This is a genomic window from Paenibacillus paludis (assembly GCF_042610515.1).
Classification (GTDB): Bacteria; Bacillota; Bacilli; order Paenibacillales; family Paenibacillaceae; genus Paenibacillus_AQ.
Genome location: NZ_JBGJZP010000006.1, coordinates 89,369 through 107,357 on the forward strand (window position 1 = coordinate 89,369; position 17,989 = coordinate 107,357).

The window sequence follows — 17,989 nt, forward strand, 5'->3', positions numbered from 1 at the left end:
ATAGGTTCACCGCGCCCAATCCTTGGGCGGCTGCTGCAGCCGCTTGAGGATTGGGCTTTTTGCTTTTTTTACGAAAGTTGCATCTTTGTTATACGCGCTAAGGAATTGGTATGTTACCTGCAGGGAGCAGAACCTATACTGAAATCGACCGGCAGCAACGCCGGGATTCTACTAGGATCTGCACAAGGGGGAATAGTTAGGTGAACCGTAGAGGAATATCCAAACTTCTAATTGTGGTTATGCTGCTGTCAGGGCTTCAGCTTCCGGGAAACACGGGACTGGCACAAGCAGCAGCTGGGATGGACGGGCTTCCCGGATCAGCCGCAAGCGCAAGCGGCGCTGCTGCAGCCGGAACGGCAGTGTTTGCCGATATGAACCAGCATTGGGCTGCGTCGGCGGCAGACAGACTGGCAGCCGCCGGGATTCTGCAAGGCGACGGCCAAGGACAATTTCAACCGGGCCGGGCAGTCTCCCGCGCAGAGATGGCAGTCATACTGAGCCGGGTGTTTAGCTATACAGATCCGGGCATTGCTGTTTTCAGCGATGTAAGCGCTTCTTCTTGGTATGGCAAGGATGTGGCCGGGGTCAACGCAGCGGGGATAATCAAGGGCTACACGGACGGTAGCTTTCAGCCGGGAGCGGCTGTAACGCGACAGGAAGCAATGACGATGCTGGGCAGGGCTTTTCGGCTGGAGGCTGCCTCCCAGACTGTGCTGGCTGCGCAGGCGGACGGGACAGCGGTCAGCGGCTATGCCCGGGAAGCAGTGAGCGTTATGCTTGACGCCGGCTATATTCACGGTGACTCGGCGGGAAGGCTGAATCCTCAGGCTCCAATGGCCCGAGCTGAGCTGGCTGTGCTGCTTGGCCGGATGATCGGGTGGGTCAGTCCGGGCGAAGGCAGCTATTCAATTGGCGAGGTGTCCGGCAGCGTTATTGTCAATCGGGCGGGTGTACAGATTGAAGGCGGATCGGTCAACGGAAATCTCTATGTGACTGCCGGAACTGGAGAGGGAGAAGTATCGTTCTCCGGAATCAAGGTGAAGGGTACCACCCGAATCTCTGGAGGCGGCGGACATTCGGTGATCTTTCGCAAATCTGCCCTGGGGCAGACGACCGTAGATAAGCCAAAAGCGCCTGTGCGGCTCGTGCTGGAGGATGGAAGCTCGGCGGTCCGGATCGAATTGACCAGGCCGGCCAAAGTAGAGATTGGGGCCGGCTCAAAGGTTGATACCCTGATTGTTGGGGCCGGTGCTGCCGGATCAGAGATCGTGAACCGGGGGCAAATCGGCTTGCTTGAGACACAGGCCGACAGTGTGCTTAACGGTACAGCGCTCAAATCCGGAGAGATGCTTCGCGGCTTGACGGGCAGTGTATCCTCGCCTCAGGCAAGTGCTGTGGTTACCTTCGCAGCGGGTGGCGGGAACGCCGGAGGCGCGGCACCAACGCCTGCACCTGAGACACCTGTACCCGCAACGCCGACACCGGCCGCGACGGCCAGCGCCACGCCAACAGCGAGTGCAACGGCGACATCCACTCCGTCAACAGAGCAGAACCAATGGGAATTGGTCTGGAACGACGAATTCGACGGTCAATCCATTGACCAGGCTAAATGGAATGTTCAGGATACCGGAACGGTATACAACAACGAATTGGAATATTATCATCCGGACAATGCTTCGCTCGAAACCGAGAGCGGACAGGGGGTACTGGCACTGGAAGCGCAGAAGGAAGCTTACGGCGGGAAAGAGTATACTTCCGCTAAGCTGACCTCCAAGATGAAGGGCGACTGGACTTACGGCAAATTCACGGTACGCGCCAAGCTGCCGATTCAGCAGGGGATGTGGCCCGCCATTTGGATGATGCCAACCGATGATGAGAAGCAGTACGGACCTTGGCCGGGAAGCGGCGAGATGGACATTATGGAATTGACAGGACCGGTTGCCGGTGATACAGCGAAAGCTGATCTTTACCCGAGAACGGTTCATGGCTCGATTCATTACGACATTCCACATATGTCCCAGTCTAAAACCTATATTCTGCCGGAAGGCAAAACCTTTGCTGATGATTATCATAACTTCACGCTTGAATGGCTTCCGGGCCTGATTCGGTATTACGTGGATGATAAAATGTATTTCGAAACAAGCGATTGGGGAACGAAGGCTGAAGGCCAGCCGGATTACTTTACGTACCCTGCACCGTTTGACCGTCCATTCTATATGATTCTCAATTTGGCAGTGGGCGGCGACTGGCCGGGTGATCCGGCAGCAAACTTCAAGTCGGACAAGATGTATGTCGATTATGTCCGGGTCTACAAGTATAACAAGCTGGATCAATGGCCGGACGTAACGGGCAAGCGGCCAACGAAGCCTGAGACCTCGGCTCCGCAGCGCCCAGCTCTTGCAGATGGAAATCAGATCTATAACGGAGATTTCAAAGGCGATATAGCTGCCGACGGGTTGCCTAAATATTGGGAGCTAATTGAGAACGCAGGCGGAGCAGCTACATCCTCAGTCATTGAGGATAAGGATAAGGGCAAGGTGGTCAAGGTTGCCGTCAAAGATGGGGGAACCAAAAATTATTCCATTCAGCTAACCCAGAAGCCACTTCTAGTGGAGAAGGGTAAAGCCTACAAGATAACATTCGACGCTAAAGCGGACGTAACTCGTCCGGTGATGAGCAAGCTGACTGAATTTGGCGGTGGATGGACGGCGTATTCCAAGGAACGCAATTTCCAGCTTACGCCGGACTGGCAATCGTTCGAATACACCTTCAACATGGTGCAGGCTACTGACAACAATGTCCGCTTCGAGTTCAATCTTGGTCTGAATGACATTGCAGCCTATTTCGCCAATGTTCGAGTGGTAGAGACGGAGCCGCTGCCGGTGGTGCGTACACCACTTGCTGATGGCAACCTTATTTATAATGGAGGTTTCGAGCTGGGAGAAGGGCGTCTGGGCTATTGGGCATTTGCCGTTAAGCCAGACGCAGGAGCAGTAGCGCAGGCTAGCGTAACCAATGCTCTGGAGCTGCCGCTCATGAAACGGGAGTTCAGGGCAGACGTCAGCCACACCGGCGGATCTCCGGAGGATGTGACGCTTACCCAGACAGGCATACCTATGTCAGCAGAAGGGGTCTATCAACTCGCCTTCGACGCTAGATCCGATAAGGCGCAGCCGGTTGGAATCAAGCTGGAGAACAGCGGTGGAAATACTGTCTATCCTGACGGGGCAACGTTCAATCTGACGCCGGAGTGGAAGAGCTATACAGCGGAAATAGCGCTATCCGGCGCGACCGGTACTGAAGGTTCATTGTCGTTCCTGCTCGGCCAGACTGCCGGACAGACCGAAATTGACAATGTGCGTCTGGTCCGGATGGTGAATCCACCTGTACTCAACAGCTACCTGCATCTGCGGGGAGATCAGTACTGGAGATCATCGGGAATCAGTCTGGTCCCAAGCGGAGAGGGTGGCAAGGACACCACCGATATGGACAAGGGTGACTATGTCGAATACAAAGTGGTTCTTCCTCAGGCGGCCAGCATTATTCCGGTAGCCCGGGTATCCAGTGTACATGCGGATTCGGAGCTGGAGCTGTCCGTTCTGGATGCCAGCAAGCACAGTGTGGTGACGGCATCTGTCTATAGCACTGCAATTGGAGATACCGGAGGCGTTCAATCCTACCGCGCTATCATCGGGGCGCCGCTGGAGCTGCCTGCGGGAAGCTATTATTTCCGTCTTGGCGGCAGCGGCTACAATCTGGCTTGGCTGGATCTTTCCCGCGAACTGGTGATGAACGGCAGCCTCAAGGGTGATTCCACTGAAGGCTGGACGCTGTTCAAGAAGGACTGGGACGATGCTCCAGTGAAGAATACCGTTATGAAAGCTGTGTATGGAGCGCTGCGGGTTGACCTTGGGGGCACCGGTGAAGAGGACTGGAACGTACAGGTGAAACAAGGGGCAATACCGGTAGAGCAAGGCAAGAAGTATCTGCTTCGCTTCGATGCGGATTCCTCGATAGCCAGATCGATTCGGGTGCTGGTCCAGCATGACGGCTCTGTGGACAAAGATTGGACGGCTTATACGAATGAGAAAGTGAGCCTGAGCGAAACCGGCGGACATTATGAATACCTGTTCACCGCTCCGGCAAGCGATCCTGATGCCCTGCTTCAGTTCAGTCTGGGCAAGATTTCCGAGGAATTGGGAGAACACACGGTTAAGCTGAGCAACATTTCCCTGATTCAGGTAAGTCCGGTGATGGCTGGAGAGGCGTATGGAGAGAATCTGATCCCTAACGGAGACTTCTCCGCTCCGCTTAAGGGCTGGAGCAGCTATTCCTCCGACAATGGCGAGTTGTCCATTGACAATGTGGATGGGTCGCTGCAAATGCAGGTTGGTTCCACAGGAACGAACAGTTGGGATCGGCAGATCTATTATGAGGGAGTAGCCTACAACGAAGGCAATCATTATACGCTCACCTTCAAAGCCAAAGCAGGAGCACCACGCAAAATGAACATCAGCATTGGCTGGCTGGATGTCGCGAACAACTACACCTGGCATGGGTATGCGAATAAAATCGTCGATCTTGGAACGGAATACACCGACTATACCCTGGAATTCGACGTTGCCGGAGGCAGCACATCCATCGGCCGCATCTCGTTCGAGCTGGGAAATATTAAGGATGGCGGCACAGGACATCTCGCGGTAAACGTCGATGATATTGTGTTGATGAACAACGGAACGGTAGCTGCACCTTGAGACAAGCTTTATAATTTGTTATCCAGGCTTGGGATTTGGTATTTAGACCGGCAAGAAACGCTTTTATAATCAAACTATGGAGGACGGGCAACCGTTCTCCGAGATCTTCAAAAGACAATGGGGGAGATTTATTGTGAAAAAGACAGCAGTATCCATTAGTGCGCTGCTCCTGGCATTCTCAGTAGTTGTCAGCGGATGTGGAGGCAGCAACAATCAATCTAATTCTGCTAACAACGGAGGAAAGAAAGAAAATTCCAGCGCGACTACGGCTTCTGAAGCTCCAAGCACAGAACCGGTTACCCTGAACGCTTGGGTGATGCCGAACAGTCCCAAACCGGATCAGGACTTCCTGAAGACCCTTGATCCCTACCTGAAGGAGCATCCGAACGTCACCGTCAAGGTAACGGTGCTTGACTGGGGTTCTGCTTGGACCAAGATTACAACGGCGGCTACAAGCGGCGAAGGCCCGGACCTGCTCCAGCTTGGGTCGACCTGGGTGCCGGCCATCGCCAGCATGGGCGGCATTGACAAAGTCACTGACAAGGTGGCAGATGTAGGCGGCGCCGAGGCTTTCCTGCCGGCCATCTGGAAAACAACCTCCATCGCGGGCGACAGCGAGGTGTACGGAGTGCCGTGGTTCGTGGATGCACGTGCCATTTACTACCGGACGGATGTTTTCAAGCAAGCCGGAGTAAATACGGAAACTGCGTTCAAGGATTGGGATTCCTTCAAAAGTGCGCTGGAAGCGGTCAACGGGCAAACAGTCGATGGCAAGAAGATCGCTGCACTGGGACTTCCGGGCAAAAACGACTGGAACGTTGTGCATAATATTTTCCCTTGGATCTGGGCTGCAGGCGGCGACGTTCTCTCGGAAGACAACAAAAACGTAGTCTTCAACGAAGAGAAAGGTCTTAAAGGCGTAATGTTCTACACAGGACTCGCGCAAGAAGGTCTCGTCGATAAGTCCTCGCTTGAAAAGAACTCGTCGCAGATTGAGAGCGATTTCGGCGACGGCAAATCGGCAGTGATTATCTCCGGACCGTGGCTGGCCAAAAACTTTGCTACACCAAAAGCAAACGGCGGCATGGATGACAAGAAGGCAGCGAAAAACTTCGCTGTGGCACCTCTTCCAGCCGGTCCCGAAGGACAAGCCACCTTTGTCGGCGGCAGCGAGCTGACGGTGTTCAGCGGCTCCAAGAAGAAGGAAGCCACTTGGGAGGTTATCAAATACCTGACTGGGGATGAAGCACAAAAAGCCTATGCTGCGGTATCCGGCCAGCTTCCTGCCAGATTGTCTCTTCTGGAAGCTCCAGATCTTGATGCCAATATGAAAGCATTCTCCGAAGCAACAAAATACGGCAGAACCTATCCGTCCATCCCGCAATGGGGACCTACAGAAACTGCACTGCAAAAGCATTTTGCCAACGTTTGGGATATTGTCGCCGGCGTGAAGGGCACATACAGCGAAGAAAGCGTCAAGGAAGAGCTGGACTCCGCAGCGGCTGAAGTCAAAGCGATTATTAATCAATAACTACTAGAATTTTGGGAGGCCGCCGCGCGATTAGGGCACGGCGGTTTCTTCCATTAACAAAGCGAGGGATACGAGATGGGACTCCATACTGAAAATAAGCTTCCCGCAAAAGCCTCTTTAAGCAAGCGAGAGCTGTGGCGCAAGCGGGTCAAAGATAATAAGTTCGCTTACATGCTGATGGTGCCGACCATCATCTTCATGATGCTGGTGCACTTGCTTCCGATGCTCCAGGGAATCTGGATGTCATTTTTGAAGCTGAACCAATTTACACTGGTTAAATACTTGAAGGCCCCGTTTGTCGGAATGGACAATTATATCGGTTTGTTGTTCAACACCGATAATCCGGTCCGCCAGGGGTTGAACTTTGCAATACGCAACACCGCGATTTATGCGGTTATCGTAACAATTGGTGTAATGATTATGGGGCTGATGATGGCCATGCTGCTGAACCGTGATTTTCCCGGCCGCGGCATCGCCCGCACAGCCATGCTGCTCCCCTGGGTCATTCCGTCTTATGTTGTCGGCGTGCTCTGGGGCTTCATGTGGCAGCAGAACGGTATTATTAACTATATTCTGGTCGATGTTCTGCACATCTTCTCGGAGAAGCCCTTCTGGCTGCTGGGACCGAATACCATCTGGGCAATCATTATCCCGACCATCTGGCGAGGCTGGCCGTTCCTGATGGTTATTTTTCTGGCTGGACTGCAGACCATTCCCGATGATATCTACGAAGCGGCGACCATTGACGGTGCCAGCAAGTTCCGCCAGTTTTGGAACATGACGCTGCCGATGCTCAAGCCGGTTATTGCGGTACAGCTTTTGTTCCAAATCATCAATAATGTCTACTCCTACAATATCGTTTCCACGATGTTCGGCAACGGTGCCGGGTATCCGGGGGAGTGGGGAGATCTGCTGATGACGGCCTTAACCCGCCAATCCTTCGGCTACTGGTCATTTGGTTCCGGTTCTGCCGCTTCCATGATGCTGATGTTCGTAATGCTGATGGTAGTCGGCGTTTGGTATCGTGCCTTTAGAACGGAGTTGAATGCCCAATGAGTACACACCGTAAACGTTCTGTCTCTTCGTTTCTGCTGACTTCATTGACCTGGTTCATCGTAGTCGTGACGGTATTTCCGATTCTGTGGATGATTTTTACCTCTCTGCACTCGAATGACCAGATTTTGAACGGCATCACTACCTTCAGCTTGCCGAAGCCGCAGTGGGTCAATTATATCAACATGTGGGATACGGTCAATTTCGCCGTATATTTCCGCAACAGCCTTCTGATCTGTGGCGTAACGACCCTGCTTGCCGGTTCTTTTGCCGTGCTGGCGGGATATGCGCTGGCCCGGTTTGATTTTCCGGGATCGAAGCTGTTCAGCATGAGTATCATATCCACCCAGCTTATTCCGGGCATTATGTTCCTGTTCCCGATTTATCTGATGTTCCTATGGATTAAGAATACGTTCGGTTTGCCGATGATCAACACGTATTGGGGAATGATTCTCGTCTATACGGCGTTCTATACCCCGATCAGTATCTGGATCATGCGCGGTTTCTTTGTCTCCATTCCAAGAGATCTGGAGGAGTCGGCGTCAATTGACGGCTGCTCGAAATTCCAGGCCTTTTGCAAAATTATTCTGCCGCTGTCTGTGCCCGGCATTATTGCGACCGGTATCTTTATTTTCCTTACGGCGTGGGATGAGCTTCTCTTCGCCTGGGTACTCACGACCAGTTCGGATGTACAGACGATTCCAGTGGGAATCCGCCTGTTTGTCGGCCAGTACAACACCCGCTATGATCTGCTGATGGCGGCTTCCACTGTTGTAACAGTGCCGGTAATGGTGATATTTTTCATGACGCAGAAATACTTTATTAGCGGTATGACTGCGGGGGCCGTGAAGGGCTGATCCGCAATATGACAGGAAAGGTGAGAGCTATAATGCTGAAACTTAATACCGCAAGAGAAACAAAGGCTTCGGCCGAAGATATCCTGAGACAAGTGTTTGCCGACCGGATTGGCACCGGCGCGAACGTTAGCGCCCTCTTTACCGATTCGGAACGCCGTGGGGCTGTAGGGATAGCAGGTTTGCCGCTTCGGCTGCCTGCCATTCAGGAGCTGCTCAAGCTGCCCGCCGTGGCTGCGCTGCTGCCGGCTGAAGCCGGCGCGTCCGCGCTGTTCACCGTAAACAGCGCGGGAACAGAACTGTCGCTCTATATCCGGCATGCCGGAAGGCAGGAACAGACGGTCCAGATCCCGGAGGCAACGGCAAGCGAGGCTCTGGCGCAGCTGCAAGCTGCACCGGGCTGGGCCGGAGCGCTTAACGCTGAGGGTGAGCATGTAGTTGATTTGCGTTCACCCGTTCCGGGTCCGCATTTCGCGGTTAATCTGCTGCTGGGCAACCGTCTGCAGTTTCCCCATCCGCTCCAGACCACGCCCAAGAGCGTGGTTGACCGGTTCGGCGGCGGCAGCTTCCGTTCGCACGCCGCAACCCAGGTGCTGGCTACCCGCTGGGATATGCGCCAGGAGGAGAACGGCTTCCCGGCCAACCGGCAATTTTATCTGTTCGAAGACGGGAAGCAGATCTTTTATTCCGCAGACCCCGGAGATGAAGGGATTGAATCGGCGGTCTGCCGGCATTCCCAGAATGCAACCGTCATAAGCTACCGCACCCGCTGCGGTCTGGAAATCACCCGTACCATCTTTATTCTGCCACACTCCGAAGGGTTGCCTCTGGCGACTGAAGCGCAGCGGATTGAGGTTGTGAACCGCGGAGAAGCTGACCGCCGTCTTCGGATTGTCTATACGGGGATGTTCGGTTCCGCCGCTCCGGGGGCGCTGTTCGAGGATGTGCTGTACAGCAATGTCATCATGCAAGGCGGCGTGCTTCAGGATGAATCGGGAGCTGTGGCGGCTATCAGTCCCGATTATTATCCGGAAGGCGGCCGTCACGATCTGCGTTTCCACACGATGATCGTGCATGGAGAAGGCGGGCCGGTGCTGCCGCGCGAATACTGCGTCAGCTACAATGAATTCGTCGGTACAGGCTCGCTGCACCGGCCGGCTGGAGCGCTTAAGCTGAGCAGTATTCTGCACCGCAAGGGACCGGGCTTCTTCGCCGTAGCCGGCGAGATCCATGTTCCTGCCGGAAGCGCGGCAACGGTTGACCAATTGACCGGACTTGTCTCCGACAAGAGCGGCGCGCCTTGGAACGACACGGTGCTGGCGGACGAAGTGGGGGCGCTGGTCGCCCGGTTCTCCAAGCGCAGTGCGGCGGAATCGGCGTTGGCCGAGTCGTCCGGCTTCGTGCGGGATTATGGCAAGTTCCTGCAGGTATCCTCCGGTGACGGGAACTTCGATGTGTTTGTCAACCGCAACCTGCCGTTTCAGGTGCTCTACCAAACGTTCGTCTCCCGTTCCTTTTGCCAGACACAAAAGGGGTATAGGGAAATTGGCTTCCGCGAAATCCAGGATTTGTACGCTTCGATGTATTATTTTGTCGGTATGGGCCGAAGCGCTCTGGTGAAAAGTCTGCTTAAAGAATGGACCGGCATGGTGTTCGAGCTGGGCTATGCGTATCACAATTTCTTCTGGGTCGGCAAAGAGCCGGGCAAATGGTCCGACGACGCGTTATGGCTTGTTCAAGCCGTCTACCGCTATGTCATGCTCACAGGAGATCTTGAGTTCCTGGATGAGTCCTGCCCCGTGGCGGGACAAGAAACCAGCCGGCCGGTCTTCGAGACACTCAAGGCAATTATTGTCTATTCGGGGCAGATTTCGATCGGCCGCCACGGTCTGCCCTTGCTGGACTTCGCAGACTGGAACGACTGTCTGAAGCTGGATGATACGTATCTGAACGGTCCGGCCAAGGAAGAGCTATACCGGAAGCAGCTGCAGGCAGGCGGAGTCTTCGGGGATTCGCTGGAAAGCGATTATTCCGAGAGCGTTATGAACGCCTTCCTGCTGAAGGTGGCGGTAGATGAACTGTCCATACTGGCCGCCCGGAAGGGAGAGCAGGACTATGCCGCGGAGCTGGACCGCTTTGGAGCAGAGCTGCGGGGACGTATTCAATATCATGCCTGGAAGGATAACTTCTTCGCTCGCGTTCTGTTCAACCGATATGCCAACGGCGAATACACGTATTTGGGAGCTGCCGGGGACGGTCTGTCTTCAGATCCGGCGTCCGACGGTTCTTACTTCCTGAATTCCTTCAGTTGGAGCATCCTGGCCGGCTGTGCGGATGAAGCACAGATCTCGGTGATGCTGGACACTATGAAGTCGCATCTCATGACTCCTTTTGGATTGAAGCTGGTCTCGCCTGTTGCACTGGGCCGGGTGTCCTCCCACACGGCTTCGGACGAATACTTTCCGGGCGACCGGGAAAACGGCGGTGTGTTTAAGCATGCCTGCATGATGGCCGCTTCAGCGATGTTTAAGGGAGCCAAGGAAGTGTCGGATGCGGGACTTGCCGCTGAACTGGGCCGCTTCGGCTATTGGCTGCTGGACCGGATCATGCCGTTTAAGACGATGGAAGATCCGTTCGCCATCTGCGGGAATCCGAGATTCTGCACCCAATACAATAACAGCGAGACCGGTGAGAACATTGGTCCGATGCTAAGCGGTACCTCGACCTGGCTCACCCTCTCGCTGATGGAAGCGCTTGGGATTGAATATACGGCGCAGGGCATTGCGCTCAATCCGATCCTGCGGGAGGAGCAGACAGAATTCGCCTATACGCTGAAGCTTGGCAGCTCCTCCTACCGGATCCGGATCAGCAAGCCGGAGGGCTTCCGCCGGATGCAGGACGGCACAGCCCGTCTGACGCTGGATGGCCGGACGCTGGAGGAAGGGCTTGTGCCGACCGCAGATGACGGGCTCGCCCATGAGGTAGAGCTGCGATTTGAAGGTTAAGGGCGTTACAACGACCGATCGCGGAACTCATGCGGGGTCATACCGGCGTATTCCTTGAAGAGCTTAATAAAATAATGGGCGTTGGAGTAGCCAAGTTCGGCGGAAACTTCATAAATTTTAAGCGGCGTATGGATCAGCAGATACGCCGCTTTTTCCATCTTTACCTGGCTGATATAGTCGCTGATTCGCTTGCCTGTCTCCAGCTTGTACATTTTGGACAGGTAGACCGGATGCATCTGGACATGATCGGCGATGGCCTGGAGTGAGACATAGTGGAGATTGCTGTTGATATATTCATGGACGTTCCGAATCAGGACGGTGCGGCTGTCCCGGCGTTCTGATTCGAAATGCTCTCTCAGCAAAGCGATGACCTCCAGCGCCCATTCCCGCAGCTTGTCCGGCGTCTGAAAGGGGGCCTGCTCCAGCAGCGGATTGCCGACAATCTCGCTCAGCATTTTGTTGTTCTTATGGGCAAAATAATAGAATGCCGTCTCCAGATGCAGACGGGCTTCGTGGATATGCTCCAGCGAACGGTCCGGATTTCGGGCCAGCTCCGAAGCGATGGCATTCAGCTTGTCCTCGATGCCCTGCCAGTTGTTCGCTTCGAACATATGAAAGAACAGCGGAGGCTCATAGAGCGGCTGCAGAATCTCCACAGGCTGGGGGCCGCTGTTGTCCGTTGCGTCCAGATAGATGCCTGTTTCGCTGCCGATATGCTGGCGGATGGCCGAGATGGCGGATTGATAGAGCGTGTAGACCTGGTCGGGGAAGCTTCCCCAGCCTGTAGTCACCACGGAGAGGCCGCCTCCAATCAGCGTGCCGACATGGTTCTGCAACTGATAGGCTGCCTGGGCGACATCATCGCCCGGATTGCCGCCGGGTTCAATATCATCCTTGGGCTGCAGCAGAAATACGAGATAATCATGCACATCTTTGCAGGACCAGATGCGGAAACGGTCTTGGAACAGCTCCTGTGCGATATTGATAATCGCATATTCGAACAGCAGCATGCTGCGCATGTCCTGGCGCCGGAAGAATTCCTCCGGTCTGACCACTGCGAGGCATACCGGCAGGTCGGTTGAGAGCGGCAGATCGAACTGTGCCAGCCGTTCTTCCAGTTGCGGCTTAGGCAGCTTCCGTCCCTGCAGCAGCTCCCCGAGCAGGCGGTCCCGCAGGAGCGGAAGATGCTCGCGGAAGGTCTGCATCGTCCGCTGATAGGAGGACCATGTCTCCCATTCGCCGCGCAGCTCTTCCTGAAGCCTCGCGATCACGGTGATCAACTGGTCATTGGCAATCGGCTTAAGCAAGTAGGCGCTGGCTTGCTCCTCTATCGCCTTGCGGGCATATTCGAACTCAGCATAACCGGTTAGCATAACTACCCGGATATGCTTCCAGCGGCTGCGGATAGAGGCAATCAGTTCGATGCCCGAGATTTCCGGCATATTGATGTCAGTAACTACAATATCGATAGGATAGCGCTGAAGCAGTTCCAGCGCCTCGTAACCCGAATAAGCTTTATGAACCTGTTCGAATCCCATTTCTGCCCAAGGAAGCGAGATGGATAGGTCATCGACGACGTAGGGTTCGTCGTCAACCAGCAGAATTTGGTGCATAGGGTTCCTCTTTCTTCTCCATACGGAGAGTGATTTTTAGGCCGCCGTCAGATGAAGGAGCGATCAGAAGGCCGGAAGAATCGCCATAATAAGATTTGAGGCGCTGCTGGATATTCCATAGCCCGCAGCCTCCGTCCTCGCGCGTCGATTCAGACATTCTAACATGCAGAGCAGCAATCGCCTCATCGGTCATGCCGGCTCCATTGTCTTCAACAGTGACGGTGACCATTTCTTGCGTTTGGCTGGCGGTGATCCGAATAGAGCCTTGGCCGATTTTTTTCTCAATGCCATGAATAATGCTATTCTCGACCAAGGGCTGAATCAGCAGCCGGGGAATGTTCAGGCCCAGCAGATCATCGGCGATATCCATCTCATAGCAGATGCGCTGTTTCCGCAAATTCTGTATTTCCAGGTAGTTCTCCAGCAGCTTCAGTTCTTCCTGAAGGGTGGTGAGAGAATGGTCGACTTTGGTGATATAACGGTAGTACTCGCCTAGATTAAGCGCCATGGCCTCCACTGAATCCGTATCGCCGACAACAGCCTTGCTCTTGATAAAGAATAGGCAATTGTAGAGAAAATGCGGATTGATCTGCGATTGAAGCTGCTTGAGGTGGGCGTCCTTGGCCCGGAGCTGCTCCAGATAGACCTGTTCAATCAGCAATTGAATCTTCTCAGCCATTTCATTGAACTCCTCGTTGAGCATCGTGAACTCGGGATTGGTCTTGGTATGAATACGGGTAGACCAGCGTCCTTCCTTCATTCTGTTGAGGGAACGCAGCAAGAGGCTTACCGGACGCTGTACTTGACGATAGAGCTGCAGCGAGAACAGCAGGCTCATCACCAGCAGTATGGCCGATCCCGTCAGGAAGGAATAACGGCTGCTGCGGATCGGCTGAAGAATCTGCTTCAGCGGCGAATAATGCACAACCTGCCAGTTAATGGCCGAAGATGGAACCGAGCTGACAAGAAAGCTGCCTTCCTTGAGACTGAAGATGTCCGAGGTCCCTTGTCCGGTTGAAGGAGTCAGCGTTGCCACAATCCGCTTCGCCATTTTCCGGTCGGTATTGCGGGAGAGGATTATCCCAAAAGCCGGGTGGAACAGGAAGGTGTCGCCCTTGTTTTGCGACTGGTAGGCATCGAACATCCGCTCAATATTGGATATGGGAAAATACATCGACATCAGCAGTTCCGCCTCGCGGGGGGCATTTCTTCTCTCGATGGGGTCCGACAGCAGCAGACGGAAGCCCGCTTCGGCGCTGCCCTTGTCCTCCGAAATATACTCCCAGCCAGCCGGCAAAGGCTTTTCAAGTATGGAGGAGTCAAAGGAGAGCGAGGAATCCGACCCCAGGGTCTCGCCGCTGTGCGGCTTGTACAGGACAATCCGGTTCTCCCATGTGCTGGAGCTGGTCTGAAGGGACAGCTTCTCCAGAACGGTCATAATGGTCTGAGGGGGATCAATAAGGTGGCCCAATTGCCGGATCTGCTCATAGTCGCGGACGGTCGGATCTCGCTGAAGTGCATACATGCTGCCTGCCAATTGGTTGATATTGTTGTCCATCTGCTGGGTCAGGAACTCCAGATGATTCAAATCGGTCGTTTTAATCTGGTTCGTAATGACTCCGATATCCTTGCGGTAGGACAATCCGTAGAATAAGAGCGTGACTGAAATAAGGGAAATAAGAATCGCAACCATTTTTATAAATAGGTTCGGACGCCAGGCCATAAGATCATCCTTTTCAAAGACTTCGCTGTATAAAAGAATTGTATCATACGATGCTGAAGACGATTATGATACAATTTGTTGGGCTCCCCAGAACATTACGAAAAGCAGGTGGTTCCATGAAAATCCGTTTACCGCTATTCCTACTGCTCTTGTCGTTGTCGGGATGCGCGTTCCGCAGCGCCGGCGAAGGTCTCCCGGCGGGCTCCCCGGAGAGCACAGCGCCTCATTTCGACGTCAAGGCGGGCAAATATAATCCTCCTGTAGACCTGTATACGGTAGGTTCCGTGAACCCCAATCTGACCTTCAAAAAAGGCGAGAGCCTCGAGCATAACGTGCATACCATCTGGGCCGAGAACCGGCTCGGCATCCGTATCCGTTATCTTTGGACCATCTCCGGCACCTCCGAGACCTATGCCAACAAGCTGAGGCTTGAACTGGCCAAAGGCAATATGCCCGATGTCGTAACGACCCGGGATGCCGACATCATCCAGGAACTGATCGACTCCGGGCAATTCATGGAAGTCGGTGATTTATTTGAACAGTACGCTTCCAAGGTGTGGAAGAAGGCTGTGGCCGAGGATGCCTCGGCATGGGATACTTTCGTGCGGGACGGGCGCAAGTATGCCATTCCCATCATGGATTACGAATATAACTCCGATCCGCTGCTCTGGGTCCGCCAGGATTGGCTGGATAAGCTGCATCTGGACGCGCCGCGGAATCTGGACGAACTGGGACGGGTCATGGATGCCTTTGTCAACCGGGACCCGGACGGCAATGGTCTTAAGGACACTTACGGCCTTGCCGTTGGATTCCGCAACGGTCCGAACACCTGGATGGGGGACAGCAGTTGGGTCTTTGGCGCGTTCGGCACGGTTCCTGAGCAGTGGAACCGCATGAGCGACGGAACACTGGAATACGGGTCCGTGCAGCCCGGCGCCCGCAAGGCTGTTGCACTCATGAAGCATTGGGTGCATCAAGGATACTTGTCCACCGACAGTGCGTGGCTTGATGAAGAGGGCGCCGCCAATCTGTTCGTCTCCGGCAAGGCCGGCATCATTGCCGGTCCGTACTGGATGCGTGGCTGGCCCTTGTCCTTCCTGACCGCCGCTGACCCGCAGGCACGCGTCAAGGCCATCGCCATACCTTCGGGACCAGGCGGTATGGCCTTGAGAAGGGGCACCCTGCCTGTCAATGGCGCTATTCTGATTAGCAAGAAAATGAAGCATCCGGAAATCTTTTTTACCTATCAAAATTATTTGTTTGATTATTACGCCACCTCGACCGGCGAGTTCATCCATGGTCTTGCCGAAGACTATGATTGGGCAATGGTGGGCGGCAAGCCGACAATTATGCCTTCCGCTCTGCCGCTGGGCGGCATCCGGGTCGCTTCCTACACGCTAACCTTCGATGGAGCAAGAATTCCCTCCAAAGTCATCAAGGAAATTCCGGAGGACATTGCCCCTGTGCTACTCAGCCAGAAGGAGGCTTCCCGCAAGGAGCAGTTCACGGGACCGCCAACCGCGACGATGAAGAGCGACGGCGAGCTGCTGAAGAAGCTGGAACAAAAAAGCTTTCAAAAAATAATCTTCGCGGACAGCGGCATCGTGGAATTCGATGAATTCGTCGACAAATGGAAAGCCTACGGAGGGTTGACCGAAACCTCGGAAGTCAACGTCTGGGACCGCAGCCGCCAATGAGTGCCGCAGGGACAAGAAACCGCCTTGATTAAGGCGGTTTCTTGTCGGAGAGGCGCCGGAATTTCTTACTTGCCCGACGATTGATCCGGAGTATAGCGGAACTGGTCATAGTAAGCATGGAGCGGGGCTTTTCCGTCATACGGCTCCAGCCAGGAATCCACGCCTGTTCCGTTCCAGAGATTCATCATAATGCGGCCCGGAGTGGAGGGAAGGTTCTCGGTCGCCGTGTGAACAGGACGGCCGTCGATGTACCAGGTAATGGAATCCTTTTTCCAGTCGAATCCGTACCAATGAAATTCCTGTGAAGCGTCAAAACCGAGGTCGATCACCTTCTCGTGCTCCCCCACGCCACCCGTGAAGTAATTCAACTGTACCTGCCGGGTATTTTTACCCAAAAATTCAATGTCGATTTCGTCCCAAGGCTCGCCTTCCGAGGGGCCGGTATAAGTGAAAAAAGAAGAGACTACACCGGGATTGGCCGCCGGCTTCATCCGGATTTCATACTTGCCATAGCTGTACTTCTCCAGCGAACGGTACTCCGCACCGTCGAACTCGCCGGGAGACGTACTGGTGAGCGACAGGGTCAAAAGTCCGTCACCGGCAAATGAGATGTTGTTCCCGCGCCAGGTGCAATTGAACATGTCTCCGTTGGAATAGCCATCCGTTTTGTTCCAGAACTCCGTATTGAACTCTGTAAAATCGTCCTTCACGCCTCCGGCGCTGGATTTCGGTACTGAAGCGAAGGCCCATATGCCCCACACGGCGGCTGACAAAGCTGCGACCGCTGCGGACGCCTTGATTAACCTGCTGCGTATCAATTCTGTTCCTCCTGTGATGTTTTCTTACTATTATCGTACTGAATGGCGGCTGCAGCCGCCATACCAATGTGTCAATCCGGATAACAAATTCTGAAGATAACGGATTTTTAATAGAAGCAAATGGACCCCGGCAGACGCGGAATGCTCAGCGGCCAGGGTCCAACACTCGCTTTTAGTTGCTTGTATATTTCAGCCAATCGTAATAGGCGTACAGCGGATTGGCGCCGTTATATGAACCGAGCCAGGAGTCTACACCGGCTCCGTTCCAGAGATTCATCATAATTTTACCTGGCTGGGAGGGGATATTGCTCGTTGCCGTATGCTTCAATGCACCGTCCACATACCATTTAATGTACCCCGGCTGCCAGTCGAAGGCGTACGTATGATAACTTTGAGAAGCGTCAAAGCCAAGATCGACGATCTTCTCATGACCGCCAACGCCGTTCGTATAATAATTGAACTGGACCTTGGTGGTATCTTTGCCCAGAAACTCGATATCGATTTCATCCCAGGGGGTGCCGTCGGAAGGACCGGTATAGGTGAAAAAAGAGGAGACGATTCCGCTGTTTTTGGCCGGCTTCATGCTGACCTCATATTTGCCGTAGCCATACTTGTACACGGACCGGTATTCTGCACCGTCAAACTTGTTGTTGCTGGGGCTGGTCAACGCCAGGCGAAGCTGTCCGCCGCTGGTAAACGAGATATTGTTTGCGCGCCAGGTACAATTAAACATACCGCCATTGGAATAGCCGTCGGCTTGTTGCCAGGTTGCGGAATTGAAGTAGGTCAGAGGTTCATCGAAGACGGTGGCTGCCGAAACAGACGGAGCCCCCGCCAGCAATCCGGCAAGCAGCAAAGTTAGACCTGCACCGTACAATTTTTTCAGCATTTTCATAGAAAAACATCCCTCCTTAAAATGAAAGCGTTTTTACAATATGATT

Annotated in this window: 10 protein-coding genes; 6 read left to right on the plus strand and 4 right to left on the minus strand. The window is 54.1% G+C overall.

Going from position 1 to position 17,989, the window contains the following annotated elements:
* Positions 1-200 precede the first annotated feature (200 nt).
* The 5 genes from ACAN56_RS13295 to ACAN56_RS13315 all read left to right on the plus strand — a co-directional run bounded on the left by ACAN56_RS13295 (position 201) and on the right by ACAN56_RS13315 (position 11,197).
* Positions 201-4,754, plus strand: a complete 4,554-nt coding sequence (locus ACAN56_RS13295; protein WP_379143330.1) for a carbohydrate binding domain-containing protein — start codon at positions 201-203, stop codon at positions 4,752-4,754.
* Positions 4,755-4,887: 133 nt separating this feature from the next.
* Positions 4,888-6,285 carry a sugar ABC transporter substrate-binding protein gene (locus ACAN56_RS13300; protein ID WP_052092261.1) on the plus strand — a complete coding sequence of 466 codons (1,398 nt, stop codon included), beginning with the start codon at positions 4,888-4,890 and terminating at the stop codon, positions 6,283-6,285.
* Positions 6,286-6,360: 75 nt separating this feature from the next.
* Positions 6,361-7,341 carry a carbohydrate ABC transporter permease gene (locus tag ACAN56_RS13305; protein WP_379143333.1) on the plus strand — a complete coding sequence of 327 codons (981 nt, stop codon included), beginning with the start codon at positions 6,361-6,363 and terminating at the stop codon, positions 7,339-7,341.
* Positions 7,338-8,195, plus strand: a complete 858-nt coding sequence (locus ACAN56_RS13310) for a carbohydrate ABC transporter permease (protein ID WP_379143335.1) — start codon at positions 7,338-7,340, stop codon at positions 8,193-8,195. The genes ACAN56_RS13305 and ACAN56_RS13310 overlap by 4 nt, the downstream gene beginning before the upstream one ends.
* A 32-nt stretch (positions 8,196-8,227) precedes the next feature.
* The gene (locus ACAN56_RS13315) at positions 8,228-11,197 is read left to right on the plus strand and encodes a GH36-type glycosyl hydrolase domain-containing protein (protein WP_379143337.1); all 2,970 of its coding nucleotides are present in this window, start codon (positions 8,228-8,230) and stop codon (positions 11,195-11,197) included.
* A gap of 5 nt (positions 11,198-11,202) precedes the next feature.
* Here ACAN56_RS13315 and ACAN56_RS13320 read toward each other — a convergent pair whose 3' ends face one another.
* Positions 11,203-12,810 carry a response regulator gene (locus ACAN56_RS13320; RefSeq protein ID WP_379143340.1) on the minus strand — a complete coding sequence of 536 codons (1,608 nt, stop codon included), beginning with the start codon at positions 12,808-12,810 and terminating at the stop codon, positions 11,203-11,205.
* Complete coding sequence (locus ACAN56_RS13325; protein ID WP_052092260.1) at positions 12,788-14,533, minus strand: sensor histidine kinase; 1,746 nt, start codon at positions 14,531-14,533, stop codon at positions 12,788-12,790. The genes ACAN56_RS13320 and ACAN56_RS13325 overlap by 23 nt, the downstream gene beginning before the upstream one ends.
* Positions 14,534-14,649: 116 nt before the next feature.
* Here ACAN56_RS13325 and ACAN56_RS13330 point away from each other — a divergent pair, with 116 nt between their 5' ends.
* Positions 14,650-16,230 (plus strand): extracellular solute-binding protein, encoded by a 1,581-nt coding sequence (locus tag ACAN56_RS13330; protein WP_038595523.1) that lies wholly within the window; start codon positions 14,650-14,652, stop codon positions 16,228-16,230.
* A gap of 65 nt (positions 16,231-16,295) precedes the next feature.
* Here ACAN56_RS13330 and bglS (ACAN56_RS13335) read toward each other — a convergent pair whose 3' ends face one another.
* Positions 16,296-17,003, minus strand: a complete 708-nt coding sequence (gene bglS, locus ACAN56_RS13335; protein WP_489685700.1) for a beta-glucanase — start codon at positions 17,001-17,003, stop codon at positions 16,296-16,298.
* Positions 17,004-17,220: 217 nt separating this feature from the next.
* Complete coding sequence (gene bglS, locus ACAN56_RS13340; RefSeq protein WP_038600501.1) at positions 17,221-17,937, minus strand: beta-glucanase; 717 nt, start codon at positions 17,935-17,937, stop codon at positions 17,221-17,223.
* Positions 17,938-17,989 lie beyond the last annotated feature (52 nt).